17 protein-coding genes and 1 tRNA gene are annotated in these 17,142 nt (G+C 61.5%); 13 read left to right on the top strand and 5 right to left on the bottom strand.

Features of this window, described 5'->3' with window-relative positions:
• Positions 1–109 precede the first annotated feature (109 nt).
• A complete protein-coding gene (locus HMPREF3160_RS01465) occupies positions 110–988 on the bottom strand; it encodes a phosphatase PAP2 family protein (RefSeq protein WP_141739778.1) in 879 nt (292 codons plus the stop codon).
• Positions 989–1,151: 163 nt separating this feature from the next.
• On the opposite strand from HMPREF3160_RS01465, the gene HMPREF3160_RS01460 reads away from it, so the two are divergent.
• From HMPREF3160_RS01460 to menD, 3 genes are read left to right on the top strand one after another with little or no spacing between them, the layout of a single operon-like run.
• On the top strand, positions 1,152–2,180 hold the full coding sequence (locus HMPREF3160_RS01460; protein ID WP_256173779.1) for an o-succinylbenzoate synthase: 1,029 nt from the start codon (positions 1,152–1,154) through the stop codon (positions 2,178–2,180).
• A 60-nt stretch (positions 2,181–2,240) separates the two neighbouring features.
• Entirely contained in the window at positions 2,241–2,900 is a 660-nt protein-coding gene (locus HMPREF3160_RS01455; RefSeq protein ID WP_070506617.1) for a hypothetical protein, read from the top strand.
• Between the two features lie 21 nt (positions 2,901–2,921).
• On the top strand, positions 2,922–4,799 hold the full coding sequence (gene menD, locus HMPREF3160_RS01450) for a 2-succinyl-5-enolpyruvyl-6-hydroxy-3-cyclohexene-1-carboxylic-acid synthase (protein ID WP_083285261.1): 1,878 nt from the start codon (positions 2,922–2,924) through the stop codon (positions 4,797–4,799).
• Here the strand turns inward: menD and HMPREF3160_RS10130 are convergent.
• Positions 4,755–6,290 (bottom strand): isochorismate synthase, encoded by a 1,536-nt coding sequence (locus HMPREF3160_RS10130; RefSeq protein WP_256173777.1) that lies wholly within the window; start codon positions 6,288–6,290, stop codon positions 4,755–4,757. The genes menD and HMPREF3160_RS10130 overlap by 45 nt on opposite strands.
• A 173-nt stretch (positions 6,291–6,463) precedes the next feature.
• On the opposite strand from HMPREF3160_RS10130, the gene HMPREF3160_RS01440 reads away from it, so the two are divergent.
• The 3 genes from HMPREF3160_RS01440 to HMPREF3160_RS01430 are packed head-to-tail and all read left to right on the top strand — an operon-like array spanning position 6,464 to position 9,647.
• Positions 6,464–7,168, top strand: coding sequence for a demethylmenaquinone methyltransferase (locus HMPREF3160_RS01440; RefSeq protein ID WP_070490257.1), 705 nt, complete (start codon positions 6,464–6,466; stop codon positions 7,166–7,168).
• Positions 7,165–8,553, top strand: a complete 1,389-nt coding sequence (locus tag HMPREF3160_RS01435) for a geranylgeranyl reductase family protein (protein WP_070506610.1) — start codon at positions 7,165–7,167, stop codon at positions 8,551–8,553. Before HMPREF3160_RS01440 ends, HMPREF3160_RS01435 begins: the two co-directional genes overlap by 4 nt.
• Positions 8,550–9,647 carry a polyprenyl synthetase family protein gene (locus tag HMPREF3160_RS01430; protein ID WP_035757941.1) on the top strand — a complete coding sequence of 366 codons (1,098 nt, stop codon included), beginning with the start codon at positions 8,550–8,552 and terminating at the stop codon, positions 9,645–9,647. Before HMPREF3160_RS01435 ends, HMPREF3160_RS01430 begins: the two co-directional genes overlap by 4 nt.
• 62 nt (positions 9,648–9,709) lie before the next feature.
• Here HMPREF3160_RS01430 and HMPREF3160_RS01425 read toward each other — a convergent pair whose 3' ends face one another.
• Both HMPREF3160_RS01425 and HMPREF3160_RS01420 read right to left on the bottom strand, forming a co-directional pair.
• A complete protein-coding gene (locus tag HMPREF3160_RS01425; protein WP_070490254.1) occupies positions 9,710–10,255 on the bottom strand; it encodes an HIT family protein in 546 nt (181 codons plus the stop codon).
• The gene (locus HMPREF3160_RS01420; RefSeq protein WP_070506606.1) at positions 10,252–10,695 is read right to left on the bottom strand and encodes a hypothetical protein; all 444 of its coding nucleotides are present in this window, start codon (positions 10,693–10,695) and stop codon (positions 10,252–10,254) included. The genes HMPREF3160_RS01425 and HMPREF3160_RS01420 overlap by 4 nt, the downstream gene beginning before the upstream one ends.
• Before the next feature lie 171 nt (positions 10,696–10,866).
• Here HMPREF3160_RS01420 and HMPREF3160_RS01415 point away from each other — a divergent pair, with 171 nt between their 5' ends.
• From HMPREF3160_RS01415 to HMPREF3160_RS01395, 5 genes are all read left to right on the top strand, one after another.
• Positions 10,867–12,534, top strand: coding sequence for a sodium-dependent transporter (locus HMPREF3160_RS01415; RefSeq protein WP_070506604.1), 1,668 nt, complete (start codon positions 10,867–10,869; stop codon positions 12,532–12,534).
• The gene (locus HMPREF3160_RS01410; protein ID WP_070490250.1) at positions 12,531–12,650 is read left to right on the top strand and encodes a methionine/alanine import family NSS transporter small subunit; all 120 of its coding nucleotides are present in this window, start codon (positions 12,531–12,533) and stop codon (positions 12,648–12,650) included. Before HMPREF3160_RS01415 ends, HMPREF3160_RS01410 begins: the two co-directional genes overlap by 4 nt.
• A gap of 279 nt (positions 12,651–12,929) precedes the next feature.
• Complete coding sequence (locus tag HMPREF3160_RS01405; protein ID WP_176744675.1) at positions 12,930–14,339, top strand: FAD-dependent oxidoreductase; 1,410 nt, start codon at positions 12,930–12,932, stop codon at positions 14,337–14,339.
• Between the two features lie 181 nt (positions 14,340–14,520).
• Positions 14,521–15,399: a zinc metalloprotease HtpX gene (gene htpX, locus HMPREF3160_RS01400; RefSeq protein WP_083285255.1), complete on the top strand. Its 879-nt coding sequence runs from the start codon at positions 14,521–14,523 to the stop codon at positions 15,397–15,399.
• 113 nt (positions 15,400–15,512) lie between these two features.
• A complete protein-coding gene (locus HMPREF3160_RS01395; protein ID WP_035757955.1) occupies positions 15,513–15,725 on the top strand; it encodes a hypothetical protein in 213 nt (70 codons plus the stop codon).
• Between the two features lie 148 nt (positions 15,726–15,873).
• Here the strand turns inward: HMPREF3160_RS01395 and HMPREF3160_RS01390 are convergent, their stop codons facing one another.
• Entirely contained in the window at positions 15,874–16,365 is a 492-nt protein-coding gene (locus tag HMPREF3160_RS01390) for a YajQ family cyclic di-GMP-binding protein (RefSeq protein ID WP_070506601.1), read from the bottom strand.
• 266 nt (positions 16,366–16,631) lie between these two features.
• Here HMPREF3160_RS01390 and HMPREF3160_RS01385 point away from each other — a divergent pair.
• Together HMPREF3160_RS01385 and HMPREF3160_RS09950 are read left to right on the top strand one after the other, a co-directional pair.
• Positions 16,632–16,713: transfer RNA gene (locus HMPREF3160_RS01385), tRNA-Tyr, on the top strand.
• A 248-nt stretch (positions 16,714–16,961) separates the two neighbouring features.
• Positions 16,962–17,142 (top strand): hypothetical protein (locus HMPREF3160_RS09950; RefSeq protein WP_218078951.1); only part of this gene is annotated, 181 nt, incomplete at its 3' end.

Raw genomic sequence — 17,142 nt, 5'->3', positions numbered from 1 at the left:
GCTACGGTGCTTGAGTATCGAAGAGACGACTGCGGGTCCTGACACCTCACGTGTCAGGACCCGCAGTTTTACAGGGCCCGCAGTTTTATGTGTGAGCGTACTGCCGCCTTCAGCGGGCAGTGCGGGCGGGCATCGCGAGCCGTTCGATAACACCGAAGAGTGCGAGCGCGGTGCCTACGATGAGGCCCACCGCGAGCAGGGTGAACAGTTGGCTGGCCATAGCCGCGGCGTCGTCGGCTGTTGTGGTGAGCGGGCGGGACTGGGCCACGTTCACGAACTCCGGCAACAACATGGCCGCAGCAGTCAGCGCGGCGAGCCCCATTCCCGTCACGGTGCATGCGATCGCGGAGAACGTGACGGCGGGGCGGTCGTTGTCGATCCACCCGATGATGCCCGCGGCGAGGATCGCGAAGAAGCCCACCACAAGGTAGGAGCCCACAATGTCTGCTGGCCGGTGCCAGGACATGATGAAGGTCACGGAGCCACCAGCAGCGGCGATGAGGGCGCCGATGATGCTGAACCATGTGCGTGAACGTGCCCGCATCGACAGCAAAGCAGCGAACATCCCGCCGATTGCGAGTGCTGAATGCCCGGAGGGGAAGCTATTGATGTATGCCTCGGAGACGCCGGTGAATGGTCGTTCGAGGAGGGTCTGTTTGAGGATCCGCACGCATACGATCCCGAAGCCTGCCGACGTCAGTGCGATCGCTGGGATGATCACGGAACGGCGGATGAATACTTGGGCGATGGCTACTGCAACCCCACCGATAGCGATCGCGAGGGGGATATAGGTGAACCACCCGAGTTCGTTGTGGAGCGCGGGGGTTTCTTGAACGAAGCGGCGCGCACCGAGTAGAGCGCGTTCGTCGAGCCATTGACCGCGGACTGTCTTGATGAAAAGCCAGTATGTGAGCGAGAAAAGCCCTAGGGTTCCGAGGCTGAGCACGGTGGTTGCTAGGGCGCGTGGCCAAAGCCTCGATTGTGACACGGCACGAATATGTGCGGTGTCTGTCGAGAGGTTAGGCATGTTCCTAGAGTGTCACGTTCTTCTGGGTGGAAGCTGATGCCGCGCCGGGTGTTGCATGCCTTGCGGGTGTGAGTTTGGATAGAGTGCGCCGGGCGAGCCATCGCCGCCGGATATCGTATTTTTTATGAGTGAGTTTCGGGGGAATAACATGCCGTGGGGTGCGAAAGTGGGGTTTCCTTCGCTGGAAGAGCTGAAGGACGCGGCGGTGGTGGTGAGGTTGCCGATGAATGTGCGTTTCCGCGGGGTCGTGGAGCGTGAGGTGTTGTTGTTTGAAGGGCCTGCAGGCTGGGGTGAGTTCTCGCCGTTCCTCGAATATGGGCCGGCGGAAGCATCCCGCTGGCTTGCTGCCGCGATCGAGGCCGCGTGGTGTGGTTGGCCCGATCCGGTGCGTGATGTGGTGCCGGTCAACGGGACCGTTCCTGCGGTTGAGGCGGGCCGGGTGCCTGAGGTTCTAGCGCGTTTCGACGGTGTGGGCACGGTCAAGGTCAAGGTCGCCGAGCGCGGGCAGTCAGTCGATGAGGATGTTGCCCGGGTTGCCGCGGTTGCCCGTGAGCTTCCGGGGGCCCGAATTCGGGTGGACGCGAATCAGGGGTGGGATCATCACACTGCGGTGGATGCGTTGACCCGGCTCGCGGAGTTCGATCTTGAGTATGCGGAGCAACCCGTCGAGGGAATCGAGGGGTTAGCCCAGTTGCGGGAGGCGCTGGACGCCCGGGGCGTGGACGTGCGGTTGGCCGCGGACGAGGCGGTGCGTAAGTCCGATGACCCGTTGAAGGTTGCGCGCATGGGCGCAGCTGAGGTGATTATCGTCAAGGTTCAGCCGCTGGGTGGTGTGAATGCCGCGCTTGCGATCGTGGAACAGTCCGGCCTGGATGCTGTGGTGTCTTCCGCTTTGGATTCCTCGGTGGGTTTAGCTGGCGGGATCGCTCTGGCGGCAGCGTTGCCGGAGTTGAAGTATGCGTGCGGGCTGGGTACAGGAGCGCTCTTTGCCGACGACGTGCTCACGCCTGGTCTGAAACCTCGCGGCGGTGTTCTGCCGGTGGGGCCGGTAGTTCCGGATCGTGGGAAACTGGAGGCCCTGGCAGTCGACGCGCATCGGCGCGCGTGGTGGATGGATCGGCTAGAGGCCTGCTATGCGCAGCTAATGATCTAGCGCTGGTGAGCGTTGATGAGGGCCTCGTTACCGCACACGAAAGCGGGTTAAAATCGAGCTATGACTTCCCCAACCATCTGGATTGATTGGCCCGCCCCGGTCCCGAACGTCGCCGACTATGCGAAACGCCGCCGCATCATCGCTTCAGCGCTCACCACAGCGCTCCTGGTGGTGCTCGCGGTCCCGGTGCTTGTCATCGGTGTTCTCATGCTTGCCGGAGTGGAGCTTTCGGGGGTCTGGCTCGCCATCATGATCCTGTGCGGGCTTGTGGACGGGTTCTTCGTTGCTCCAAGGCACCGTACCCTTCAGTTTCTCGGCGATGCATTGTATGTCACCGGCGGGGCGCCTTTGAGTGCCAAGCTGCCGTGGCGTGATCTCGACCAGGCGGTGCTCTGGCTGGTCCAGGCCCGTGACCAAAACGGTGCGCCGCACGGTGAGGGACAGTGGATGCTGAACATCTACGATCAGCATGGACGGCATCGTTATTCCCTCACCGAAGGGCCTCTGGTGCCCGCGAAAATGCTGTTTGATGCGATGGATGCCTTCCCCAGTCCGCGGCGTAGGCTGTTCTTGATCCCGATGCGGCCCGGGCTGGAAGGCATTGCGCCGCCGGGGTCCCACCCCGAGTGGGAAGCGATCGCCCGCATGGAGCCGACACCGCGGAAAGTCCAGGAGCTGCTGGCCCAGAAACAGGCACCTGGAGTGCCTCCGCACGCATAGCCCCGCTCATACACTGGGGTTATGCCTTCTATGTCTGTTGGGCCGTCTGTGCCTGCTGTTGAGTCTGCGCGGCTGGTCGTCCAGGGATGTGTCTCCGCCGGGATGCGGCATGTTGTGGTGGCGCCTGGGTCGCGTTCGGCGCCGTTGGCGTATGCGCTCGCCGAGGCCGAGCGCGACGGTGTGCTGTCGGTGTATGCGCGGCTCGATGAGCGTGAGGCGGGGTTCCTCGCGCTCGGGCTTTCTTTGGCCTCCAACGCGCCGGTTGCGGTTGTCACGACGTCCGGTTCTGCTGTAGCGAATCTGTTCCCGGCGTTGGTGGAGGCTACGCACGCGGGCGTCAAGCTCGTGCTGTTGACAGCCGACCGGCCCGAACGTTTGCACGGTACGGGCGCATCACAAACTACCCAACAGGCTGGTATCTTCGCGCACCACACGCGTTCAAGCGTGCACATTCCGGCGGGCGAGGGCCCTACAGCCGCAGTCGCTGAAGCCTTGGTGGCGACGCTTGGCAACAAGCAGCACGCTCCGGGCCCGGTACACATCAACTGTGCATTCGAAGACCCGCTCTACCCGCCGAATGACGCGATGATCACCGCCGCGGAACAACCCGCCGAGCGTGCCGCCCGCCAATACCCCGAACTCAGTGATGTTGAGCTACTCGAGATCGATGCGCTCGCAGCCGCAGTACCGGTCCCGCGCGCCCTATCCTGCGAAACACTCAGGGAAGCCGCGGCACGGCGTACGGAACACGGCGCTGAACACGGTACGGAACACTGCGCGGAAGGGACCACAGCACGCGGCACGGAAGAGAGCGCGGTACACCGCACAGGCAGCGAACGCCCCGATGTTCACCGCAGGACTGTTGTGGTTGCAGGCCACGATGCGGGGGAGGAAGCCGCGCATTTCGCTCACGCTTTAGACCTGCCGCTTTTAGCGGAGCCCTCTTCGAATGCACGCCACGGCGAGAACGCGTTGACGGCGTATCAGTTCACGCTGGCGGCGTTCGCGGACCAGATCGAGGCGGTGGTCTTGTTTGGCCGCCCGACTCTCTCACGGCCAATCAACGCTCTACTTGCCCGTGATGACATCGACTCGGCGATCTATGCCCCGGGTCCGCTCGCGTGGTGCGAACTGTCCAAACGCCCCGAGACGCCCGTGCGTAGTTTCGCTCAAGCCGCCCAGTTCGCGGGTATAGGCCCGCAAGGCTGGGTCGAGGCGTGGCGTGAGGCCGACGAACGTGTCGTGGCGGCCGTGAACATGGTGGTCGCGGAACGCGAACACGTCACGGGTAGGCTCACGGGCCCATCGCTGGCAGCCGACGTGTGGTCCGGGCTATCCGGGCCAGCCGTGATCGGGTCATCACGGCCGGTGCGAGACATGGACATCGCCGCAACCCCGCGGCGGGGCCGCGGCCCGCGCGTGTATGCGAACCGTGGGCTCGCTGGCATCGATGGCACTATCTCCACCGCCGCAGGGATCGCGCTTGCCGAACGCCGCCGCACGCTCGCGTTCATGGGGGACGTCACGTTCCTCTACGGGGCGGCGGGAATGCTGGTGCCCTCACTCGAAGCGGTTCCCCAGCTCGATGTTGTGGTCGCCGACGACGGCGGAGGCACCATCTTCTCAACCCTGGAACACGGCACTGTCGCAGCCCGCGGCGGCTACCAGGAAGCCGTCGACAGGTTCTTCCGTGTCCCACACGGCCTCGACGCGGTCGAGCTAGCACTTGTCTACGGTTGGGACGCGCAACGGGTCAGCTCACACGAACACGTGCGCGAATGGCTCGACGCCGGACGCACCGCACACGGCTGCCGGCTGCTGGTAGTGGATACGGAACGCGAAAAGCCACGCGAACTACACCGCGCGCTCGCCGCGGCCGCGGCTGAAGCCCTCGCCTAGTTGCGGGCGGGGGGCGGCTACGCCGAGTGCTTGGAGCATCGGCCGCATCTTCGCCCATGTCTCCTGCAGTTCGGCTGCTGGCTCGGAGTCCGCGACGATCCCGCAGCCGGCCCACAAACGGATCCGCTCCGGAACCGGCTCGCCAGTGTCACCATCGCCGCCTGGACGTGTCAGTGTCACCTCGGTCGGGAACGTGCCCTGGCCAACGTACGCGGCCGTCGGCTCGGTGGGGCCGTAGCCTTCCAGGACCCCGCATCGCAAAGCGATACCGAATTCGCCGTTGCCGCGGGCGTCAACCCACCCGACGGGGCCGGCATACGCTCCGCGGTCAAGACGCTCGATCTCACGGATGATACGCCCCGCATGCAAACGCGGAGTCCCACACACCGCCGCGGTAGGGTGCACGGCACGCAGCAGGTCGAGCACACTGTAGGGGCCGGTTTCGCTCGCGCCGATGCGTGCCCGCACGTCCGAGGCGAGGTGCCACACGTTCGGTAGCGTCAAAACGAACGGGGCGGCGGGAGAGTGTAGTTCGGTCACGAACGGTTTAAGCTCTTCTACGAGGGAGTCGATCGCGTACTGGTGCTCTTCAATCTGTTTCTGGTCATTGGCCAGCTGGAACGCGCCGTCTTCACCGTGGTTCGCGCGGTCGAGTGTTCCGGCGAGCACGCGGGCGCGCGCGATGCCCTCGTGCGCTTCGATCAGCATTTCGGGTGTAGCGCCAATGATCCCGTCCACGGAATACACCCAGCAGTCGGTGTAGCGGGCCGCCAACGCCTGCAGCGTGGGGACTACCTGAACGCCACCTGGCACGTCCACGGTGACGTCGCGGGAGAGCACCGCTTTCGCTAACTCACCGGAACGGATCCTCTGGATCGCTTCGCGGACTCCGTCTTGGAAGCGGGCCTCACTTGTGTGCGCATCATCGACGATGCGCGCCCCAGCACTGCCAGCCAACACAACACCATCGGACGCACGAGTATCGCTGGCCGCCTTACGGCGCACCTGTGCGGCGTAGGTTTCGAGGTCGTCGCGGCTCGGGTCCGGCCCGAGCGCGTCGGCTTCTTCGGGGTCGAGGATGACCGTGATCCAGGCGAGGTCCCCGTTGCGGCCCCACACCACACGCGGGACAATCAGCACCGAGTCGCGGCCTGATGCGCGGGAGAAAGCCACCGAGGAGAATGCGGCGAGGCCCGTGCCGGAGGCCGCGACCGCATCGTCCACTGTGGCGGCGGAGCTCAAGGCGCGCCACGCGGATGCCAACGCATCGATGCGGCCATCCCCGCGGGCCTGCAGACGCAGAACCTCGCCGGCGCCGACCATCGAGGTTTCGCCACGGGCCCACACGTGATCCCACGGGCCTGCAACATCGGCGAGGGTTGCTGGGGCGGCCATCGCCGGATGGGTGCCGCGGGCGCGCGTGATCACGCGCAAGTGGGGGAGGGACGGCAGGCTGAACGCAGGCTCGTCAGTGTTCACGGAAGTAGTCATGTCGGCACTCATTGTATTAGCCCGCCACAATCGAGCTGGATGTTCTTTGCCGCCGCACCCCATCTTTGGTGCTATCACAGGGGTTGTGTGGTGTGAACGTTCAGCTAGTTTCGGGCTAACGCACCGGGCCGATGGTTTCGACTGCGTGCGAGTCGTAAGAGACAATAGCTAGCGTGATGAGAGCTACTCTGCAGAAAAACCCGGATGACGTCGCCCGCATGTTCGATGGCGTGGCCGAACGCTACGACCTCACTAACGATGTGCTCACGTTCGGGCTGACCCCGTACTGGCGCCGTGTTGTGGTGCGCGCCGTGGATGCCAAGCAGGGGGAGAAGGTCCTTGACCTCGCTGCAGGTACCGGCACGAGCTCGGAACCGTACGCGGATGCCGGGATCGATGTTGTGGCATCGGATTTCTCGGAAGGGATGCTCGCGGTGGGGCGCCGCCGCCGTCCGGACATCAACTTTGTTCAGGCTGACGCGATGAACCTGCCGTTTGAGGACAACACGTTCGATGTTGTCACGATCTCTTATGGCATCCGCAACATCCATGACCCGCACAAGGCCCTCCGTGAGATGCTGCGTGTGGCTAAACCGGGTGGCCGCCTTGTGATCGCGGAGTTCTCTGACCCTACGTTCACTCCGTTCCGTGTGGTGTATAAGGAATACCTCATGAAGGCTCTGCCGTGGGTTGCCTCCAAGGTGTCCTCGAACGCTGAGGCGTACCAGTACTTGGCGGAGTCGATCCGTGACTGGCCGGCTCAGGACGAGTTCGCGCACTGGATTGAGGATGCGGGCTGGCAGAAGGTTCAGTACCGCAACATGACCGGCGGTATTGTGGCGATCCACCGCGGGTTTAAGGCTGCCCAAGATTCATGACCCTCAATGTTGTGATCGCCGGTGGTGGCCCGGCAGGTGCCACGGCCGCCACGTATTTGGCTCGCGCCGGGCATCGCGTCACGGTTTTGGAGAAGACGCGTTATCCGCGTGAGAAGGTCTGCGGGGATGGCCTGACCCCTCGTGCTGTGCGGGAGATGAACTACCTTGGCATGGCTCACGATGAGGCCGACGGCTGGCAGCGTACCCGAGGCCTGCGTTTCGTGGCTGGTGGGCGCGCATCGACGGTTTCGTTTGAGGGGTTCAGCTCGGACATCCCGTCTTATGGTTTGACGCGTACCCGCGCCGATTTCGATCAGCAGTTGGCGCGCATGGCGGCCGCGGCTGGGGCTGAGGTCCTGGAGGGCCACACCGTGCGCGGCGCGGTCCGGGATGACGCGGGCCGCGTTGTCGGCGTCACGGTTCAGCGAACCACACCTGAAGGTAGGCGTGATGGTGAGCCGTTCACGGTCGCCGCCGATGTGGTGGTGGCCGCGGACGGTAATTCTTCCCCTGTCGCGAAGTCGCTGGGGATCCTGCCGCGGGCCGACCGCCCGATGGGTGTGGCTCAGCGCGTGTACTACACCTCGCCGATGTCCTATTCACCGTGGATGGAGACGTGGCTTCAGCTACCGGACCGTAACGGGGATTTGATGCCCGGCTACGGTTGGGTTTTCGGTGTGGGGGATGGCACCGCGAATGTTGGCTTGGGGATTTTGGATACCGCTAAGGATTTCCGCAGCATCGACTTGCGTTCGACGTTGAGCGAGTGGGTCGAAGTCATGCAGGAACAAGAGCCGACCCGCGGTTTCGTCCCGGAGAACCAGGTTGGTGTGGTGCGTGGGGCGGCACTTCCAATGGCGTTCAACCGCACCCCGCACGTGGTTCCGGGAGCTGTGTTGCTGGGGGACGCGGCAGGGTTGGTTTCCCCGTTCAACGGCGAGGGGATCGACGCGGCGATGGAGTCGGCCCGGATCGCAGCTGATGTGATTGATGACGCGGTGATCGCGGCCCGCTACCGTGGCGGAACAACGGCTCAGGTGCTCGCGGCGTTCGATGCCGGTCTTCAGCGGTATCCCGAGCTGATTCAGCAGCACTTTGGCGCACATTATGGTGCGGGCAAGGTTTTCGCTCACATGGTGGGTAACCCGAAGATCATGCGTACCGCGGTCCGGTTGGGGATGGGCTCGAATGCGTTGATGCGTTTTGTTGTACGCGCCATGGGTAACTTGTCTGACCGGAATTCACCGGCTTTGGTGGATAGAGTAGTTCAAGCATTAGAACGTGTTGTGCCTCCCGTGCGCAATACTGTGAGCACTCCGGGGCGGAACTCGGGGAAGCACTCGGCGAAATTCTCTCCGGAAGAAGTAAGGCTGAAAGTATCGTGACAGAATCCTCTTGGACGTCTGCTGGCCATGACGTCGAGAAGTCGGTTGACTTGGATCCGCAGACCCAGGCTCTTGCTACGACAATCCAGTTGCCGCAGGGTTTCCGTGCTGTAGCGGATGATGTCGAGTTCGCGCCGCAGGTTTTCGAAGCTCTCGCGCGGGTCGAGAAGATGCTATTGAACGCGGTCGCGAATTCTGATCCGATTATTGACCGTGCTTCGCGTCACCTCGCTGAGGCGGGCGGTAAGCGTGTGCGTCCGCTTTTGGTGGTTTTGTCTTCCCTCTTGGGGGAGCGGGGGATCACGGATGAGGTCGTTAAGGCCGCCTGCATTGTTGAGATGACGCACCTTGCGACGCTGTATCACGATGACGTCATGGATGATGCCCCGATGCGCCGCGGCGCCCCGACCGCGCAGCATGTGTGGGGGAATTCGGTTGCGATCCTCACCGGGGATTTGATTCTTGCGCGGGCTTCGGTGCTCGCGGCTCAGCTTGGTCCGGGCGCTGTTGAGGTTCAGGCCCGCACGTTTGAGCGTTTGTGCTTAGGCCAGTTGCACGAGTTCGCTGGCGTGCGCGAGGGGGAGGACCCCATCGCGCACTACATCCAGGTTTTGTCCGATAAGACGGCGTCCTTGATCGCGTGCGCCGGCTATTACGGCACGTTCTATGGTGGCGCGAGTGACGAGCTGCGCGATGTGCTGGTCGATTACGGCGAGAAGGTTGGCATTGCGTTCCAGCTGGCTGATGACGTCATCGACATCATGGGCCAAGAGAAGGCGTCCGGCAAGATCAACGGTACGGACCTGCGTGAGGGCGTGGATACGCTCCCGGTCCTGTATGCGCGTCAAGATGCCGCTGCCGGCGATGCGGAAGCTCAGCGGGTTGTTGAACTGGTCGATGGCGACCTCACTAGCGATCAGGACCTCAAGACCGCGGTTACCGCGCTGGCTGCTCACCCGGCAACGCAACGGGCGTGGGATGAGGCCCGCGCTTGGTCGCGTAAAGCAATCGAGGCGCTTGCCCCGCTACCGCACGGGACGGTGCGTTCGGCGCTTGAGGCGTTCGCTGACGCGGTGGTGACCCGCGAAGGCTAGCCTCACTATAGCCTCGCTATGGCTCATGCCGTGAGGGCCTATCGCCGCGAAAACTACCGCGTTTAGCCCGTGATGATTCCGTTGCTGTCGCGGCCTTCCTCGTTGAGGACTTCGCGTAACGCGGCAGCGAGTTCGCGGGCTTTGAGCGCCCGGAAGTCAACCGGCAACCGGCGGCGTAACTGCCGGTACAAGTCATCTGCGGCCCAACGCGGAAACACGTGCTGGTGGTAGTGCCACACGTGCTGATTACCGGACGGCTCGTTGTGTTGGCGCGTTGAAATCCCTTCGGGGGCCCACGCGCGCTTCATCGCGACCGCTACCAGGCGGGTCATGACAGCTAAGGCCGCGTTCACATCGTCGGGTAAGTCATACAGCGCCTCATAGTGGCCCGAAGGGATCACCATCGCGTGCCCGGCGTGCTCACCGAAACCATCACAACCGATGATGACCGAGACCACCTCATCCCGGTACACCAAATCACTCGGCACACACAGGTTACCTTCCGAAAACGGCCGCACGCCGCCAACGATCTCGCAGAACGGGCACGCGTAATCGGCTGGAGCGTGCGAGGCCCATACCCGCGCGGAACCATGTGGAGTAGCGGTCACAGGTCTTCTTCCACCGCCGGCTCAACCTCGGTGAACACCCACTCGAAATAATCCAGGAGGTACTCGGAGATGGTCGCCCCGGTTTCAGCCCAGGAGTCTTTAGCGTTGAAACGCCGGAACACCAGCGGGTCAGGGACACTCAACGATTCGACGGGGAAACCCCACGTGTAACGGTCGTCTTCATCTTCCATGAAGCACACGAAACCGTCCTGGATCTCGAGCTCATCGGGATCCCACACGAAATAGTAGGCCTCCATGATGTCCTCGACAGCGCCCACGGAACGGTAAAACTGCTCCAACGCGGCAGGCAACACAGAGACATCAGATTCAGCCAAAGCGTCTGCGTATTCTTGCTCACTCAGGCCGTCATCTGGTTCCCATTCACCTTCGAAATGGTCGGTCACAAGGTTCCGGTAGGACTGCGAAAACAGCTCAGACATACTTCCAGTTTGTCACGTTACGGGCACGCGTGGGGCACGAATGACGAAAAGAATCTCAGACAGCGCCACCGCAGAGAAACAGCGAAATAGAGCGTCGTTTAGTAGAACACCGCGTGGAATCGTCATAATGTATGGCGCATGTCTCAAGCAAGCACCAGTCCCGCTTCAGGCATGGCGGGGAACAAAGGTAATGCAGGGAACAAACGCACCAAACGTGAAGCGTTCGGTTCCCGCAACGTCTTCATCCTGTCCGCGATCGGCTCCGCCGTGGGGCTGGGCAACATTTGGCGTTTCCCATCGGTCGCCTACGAATCCGGTGGCGGCGCGTTCCTCATCCCATACCTGTGCGCGCTACTGACCGCGGGTATCCCGTTGCTGTTCTTCGATTACGCGATCGGGCACAAATACCGTGGCTCGGCGCCGCTTGCGATGCGCCGGCTCAACAAACGCACTGAGGCGCTCGGCTGGTGGCAGGTCCTGATTTGCGTGATCATCGGCATCTATTACGCCGCGATCGTCGCGTGGGCTGCCGTATATACCGTCTACTCGGCGCGGCTCGCATGGGGTAAAGGTAGCGAACAAGAGTTCTTCCTCGAGAAATACCTGCAGATGGAAGCCCCGGAAGCTGGCCTTTCCACCTCGTTCCCTATGGGCGTGCTGATCCCGATGATCCTCGTGTGGGTTTTCATTATCATCGTGATGAGCGCCGGCATTCGTAAGGGCATCGGTCGAGCCAACAACATCTTCATGCCGCTGTTGACCGTGATGTTCATTCTGCTGGTCATCCAGTCGCTCATGCTCCCGGGGGCTGCAACCGGGCTCAACGAGTTCTTCACACCCAACTGGGAAGCACTCAAAGACACGAGCGTGTGGATCACCGCCTACGGCCACATCTTCTTCTCGCTGTCGATCGCGTTCGGCATCATGGTCACCTACTCGTCCTACCTCAAACGTAAGACGGATCTGACCGGTTCCGGCCTGGTGGTCGCCTTCGCGAACTCGTCCTTCGAAATCCTTGCCGGGATCGGTGTGTTCGCGGCCCTCGGGTTCATGGCCCAAGCGCAAGGGGTGAGCGTGAGCGAAGCCGTCACGAGCGGCCCGATCCTCGCGTTCGTAGCGTTCCCAACCATCGCATCCAACGCGTTCATGGGCCCAGTTTTGGGTGTGCTGTTCTTCGGCTCCCTGACCTTCGCGGGAGTGACCTCGATGGTCTCGATCCTCGAAGTCATCGTCTCCGCGTTCCAAGACAAGCTCGGTTGGGGCCGCGTCCAGACTACGCTGGCCGTGCTGCTTCCGCTGTCGATCGCATCGACCCTGCTCTTTGCATCCACCACGGGCCTGCCGCTACTGGACGTTGTCGATAAGTTCGTCAACAGCTTCGGCATCACCTTCGTCGCCGCCGTAACCCTGATTGCGGTTGCGTGGTTCTCCCGCAAGCTGCCGGTGCTTGCCGAACACCTCAACCACCGTTCCTCGTTCAAGGTCGGTAAGTTCTGGATGTTCCTCGTTGGCGGCCTGCTGCCGATCCTTTTGACCTACCTGTTGGCTTCCGAATTCGTGAAGCTCATCCGCAATTCGTATGCCGAAGCCAACGGATACGCTGAATGGTTCGTCTACGTGTTCGGGTGGGGCATGGCCGGTGCATTGGTCGTGGCCGCCATCCTGCTCAGCCTCATCCCGTGGTCGGCTAAGTCCAAGGACAAATTCGATCCAGAGTTCGAAGAGTACACTCGCCGCGACGCCGCAGAAAAAGACGCCGCCGAAGAAGGTGCTGCAGGCAAAGACGACGCTGGAAAGGACGCCGTTGACAACGGCGACCAGAAAGGGACAACAGCATGACACCGGCAGCGATCGGTTTCCTGATTCTTTCGATCGTGACAGTGTGGGGCGGGCTCGCCGCCGCCATCGTGAACCTCATGGTTCGCCCTGACGAAGCCAAAGAAGACGACCTCTAGTCTGGGCTGGGTCAGTCTGTGCCCGATGCGGTACGGCCTTCCGGGGACGGACCGCATCGGGCAGTTGCACCCCCAACGGCTGGGATGGATCGTTCCGTGAGGCCCGCCCATTAGAATAGTGGGCGGATGTTTTCCGTTCCCTCACCCCGCGCATCACGCGTGCGCGCCGGTTCGCAAGGGCGCCCTCCAGAGCGCAACACAACGAGTTACAAGTGAGTTTGAAGAACCGTGTGTGCCAGCACGGTGCACACGTGAGGGACATTGCCGAAAGGATTGACGTTGAAGCAACACCTCAGCCAGCGTCCACTGCGTGTGGCGATTATCGGTGCCGGCCCGGCCGGTGTCTATGCCGCGGATATCCTCACCAAAGCGGAACGCGATTTTGAGGTCAGCATCGACTTATTCGACCAGCATCCGGCGCCGTTCGGACTGATCCGCTACGGTGTGGCGCCTGACCATCCACGCATCAAGGGCATCATCAACGCCCTGCATAAGGTCCTGGACCGCGGCGACATCCGATTCATCGGGGATGTGACCTACGGCCGTGACTTGACCCTTTCTGACATTCGCGACCTGTATGACGCAGTGATTTTCGCTACCGGCGCCAATGACGATGCTGCTCTCGACATCCCGGGCATCGACCTCGAGGGTTCTTTCGGTGCCTCGCGTGTGGTCTCGTGGTACGACGGCCACCCTGACGTGCCACGCGACTGGCCGCTGGATGCCAAGGAAATCGCCGTGATCGGTAACGGCAACGTGGCTCTCGATGTGGCGCGTGTGCTCTCCAAGCACGCCGATGACCTCTTGGTCACGGAGATCGCAGACAACGTGCACGCGGGTCTGAAGAAGTCCCCGGTCACCGACGTGCATATTTTTGGCCGCCGCGGCCCGGCCCAAGTCAAGTTCACTCCGCTCGAGCTGCGTGAGCTGTCCCATTCCCGTGACGTGGACGTTGTCCTGTACCCGGAGGACTTCGAATTCGATGACGCCTCGGACGAGGCGATCCGGACCAACAACCAGGTCAAGACTATGGTCAACACGCTGACGAACTGGGTTGTTGAGCAGGAAGAGGAAGAGCAGACCGCATCGCGGCGCCTGCACCTGCACTTCTTGCAGGCCCCAGTTGAGATCCTGGGGGAGGACGGCAAGGTCGTAGGTATCCGCATGGAACGCCAGGAGCTCGATGGCACAGGTAACGTGCGCGGCACCGGCGAGATGATCGACTACCCAGTCCAGGCGGTCTACCGGGCGGTGGGGTACTTCGGCACCGAAATCCCGGAGGTTGCGTTCGATGAGAAACGCGGCGTGATCCGCAATGAAGGAGGCCGCGTACTGGACGAGGACGGCGCCGTGGTCCCCGGCGTTTACACGACCGGATGGATCAAGCGCGGCCCGGTCGGCTTGATCGGCCACACCAAAGGTGACGCCCTGGAGACGATCGGCAACCTGCTGGAGGACCATGAGAACCTGGCCCCGGCATCGAACCCTTCCGAAGACGCCGTGGTGGATTTGCTGCGTGAGCGCGGCGTTGAGTTCACCACGTGGGAAGGCTGGCTTGCCCTCGATGCGCACGAACGCAAACTCGGTGAAGAGTGGGCCGCCGCAGGCAAGGGGGACCGCGAGCGGATCAAGGTTGTTCCACGCGAAGAGATGGTTGAGATCGCACGCAAGGGGCAGTCGCTCAAATAGACCTCAGCCGCTTCTACGGCTCGTCATCGGATCTTCCCAGCTTTCATTCAGGCTTTTGGGAACGTTTTTGAACATTGATGCGTTGTAATGATTACAGCCGGGTTAAACCGCGTGAGCGGAACCCGGGTGTAACCGGCAACAAGATTGCCGGTATAACACTGCAACGATCGAAAGTTTTAGCGTGAAGTCCTCGTTCAACGGCTTGAAAACGGCTCTCCTCATCGGAGGCATGTTTGGTCTTTTGCTGATGATTGGCGGCTTGATTAGCGCCGGTACCGGCAATTCGGTGTGGCTGTTTGGGTTCGCGGCTTTCGGTGTGGTGAGCACAGCGATCGGTTACTGGAATTCGGATAAGATCGCGATCCGCGCGATGCAGGCCCGCCCGGTTTCGGAGGCGGAGCAGCCTGAGATGTATGCGATTGTGCGTGAGCTGTCTCAACGTGCGGGTAAACCGATGCCGCGGCTGTATGTTTCGCCCACTATGAACCCGAACGCGTTCGCGACGGGCCGTAACCCGGAGAACGCGGCGGTGTGCTGCACTGAGGGTATTTTGACGTTGTTGAACCGCCGCGAGTTGCGTGGCGTTTTGGGGCACGAGTTGATGCACGTCTATAACCGCGACATTCTCATTTCTTCGGTCGCGGCCGCTATTGCGGGTGTCATCACATCGATTGCGCAGTTCCTCATGTTCTTTGGAGGCAATAGCCGTAACCGTGATGGCGGCAATATTTTGGCGATGCTCGCTATGGCCTTCCTCGCCCCAATCGCGGCTTCGATTATCCAGATGTCTGTTTCACGGACCCGCGAATATGATGCGGACGCGACCGGCGCGGAGCTGACGGGGGACCCGGCGGCTTTGGCTTCCGCGCTTTTCAAGATTTCACAGGGCGTCCAGGATGCCCCGTTGCAGGAGACTCCCCGTACGGAGTCTGCTGCGCACATGATGTTTGCCAACCCATTTGGCAAGATCAAAGGTTTGTTCAGCACCCACCCGCCAACGCGTGACCGCATCGAGCGTTTACGTGCACAAGCGGAGGAAATGGGGCAACCCTGGGGATGAACAAAAAATCTGTGTGATTAGTCACACGAATGATGCGGTGGGAACATTGACGCGGTTTCTGCCGTTATGCCAGACAGGCATGGAGTGAAGTGACTCAAGGAGGTCTATCAGCCATGAATCGTCAGGAGCGAGCGGAGTACGACGCAGCGGTTGTTGAGGACGTTGAATTCCTGTTGGATACCCATGCGGAGCCGGATACGATCCCGGAACGTTCGGGTTACCCTTACAGCTTCAGCGCATTGTATTCGCTGTTGCGCCGCAATGGCCGCCCGGAACTGGCTACACGTCTGATGAACAGCCGCCAGGAAGCCCGCAACGCCGCCTAAGGCCCGGTTACCGTCAGACGCCCGCGCGTCGCCTTCATGGTGGACGTGTTCCGTGTAGTGTTTGTGGCGTTAAACATCGGGGTGAGGTCGCCTCGTGATCCTGTCAGGATCGCTTGGCTACCTCACCCCGGTTTTGTTTAATCCATGTTTAGCGCATGTTGACGAACTGGAGGTCTGCGTCTTCGAAGTTCTTCAACAGCGCGATGGTGGCCTGCAGGTCGTCGCGGGACTTCGAGGAGACACGGAGTTCGTCGCCCTGGATGGTGGCTTTGACGGATTTAGGGGCTTCGTCGCGGATGAGTTTGGAGATCTTCTTGGCGGTCGCTTGATCGATGCCTTCCTTGATGCTCGCGTCGATGCGGACCTCCTTGCCGGACGCGTAGGGGTCGCCAACCTCGAGCGACTTCAGCGAGATGCCGCGTTTGACGAGTTTGGATTGGAAAACATCCAAAACTGCCTTGGCGCGTTCTTCAGCATTGGCTTTGATCAGCAGTTTGCCTTCGCCAGCGAAATCGATTTCGGCGCCGACGTCACGGAAGTCGTAGCGCTGCGCGATCTCCTTCTGCGCCTGGTTCAGCGCGTTGCTGACTTCCTGCTTATCGACCTTGCTGACAACATCGAACGTTGAGTCTTTAGCCATCGTGGCCTCCTCGGGTGAGTTGATTGAGCCAGCTGAAGCTGGGCTGGATGGTGATGCCAGCTGAAGCTGGGCTGTGCTATTGATTAAGTGTTTGCTTTCAAGCCTAGCTGGGGACGGTGCTGCCGCGGGTTCCACCACGGCCGGCCGGTGGCGGTTGCTGGTTGGGGTTGGCCCCGAATTGGTGGGGGCTGGGTTGGTTTGGTATGGTTATGAATCGTTCGCTTGAACAGCCCATGAAGGGGTGGGCAAGCGAGATAAATGAATATGGCAGATTACCCAAGCGGCCAACGGGGGCTGACTGTAAATCAGCTGGCACTGCCTTCGGGGGTTCGAATCCCTCATCTGCCACTTTTGTAATGTGTCGGGACATCGTTCACACGATGTCCCGACATTTTTATGCCCAAAAGGCGTTGATACGACTGTGGCGACGCGTCGCGGAGGGCGTGCTTCAACCTGGTGTTGAGAAGCCACATGAGAGCATCTCGTACGTTCGTGTGACGCGGTAGGCAGGTAAGGTTTTGTTCTTCTATGGTGCTTTTGAGTGCGCTTGGCTACTTTAGGTTCTAAACATAAACACATGTCTAAGGTGCGCCATCATGACAAACCTGAAACGAAGCTCCATCGCCACAGCAATGACTCTGGCTCTTGCCTCCGGTCTGGCGAGTTGTGGAGCAAATGACGATGCGAAGCCCGCCGAAGCGGTACCGTCAGCGAGCTCGAGCGATAAGGAAGCGAAAGACGAAAACACTTCCGGTAGCGGCAAAGAATCTGCGAAAC

It is taken from the genome of Arthrobacter sp. HMSC06H05, assembly GCF_001807395.1.
Taxonomy (GTDB): domain Bacteria; phylum Actinomycetota; class Actinomycetes; order Actinomycetales; family Micrococcaceae; genus Pseudoglutamicibacter; species Pseudoglutamicibacter albus.
Note: the sequence above shows the minus strand (reverse complement) of the source record. Positions and strands in the feature narration are given on the sequence as shown.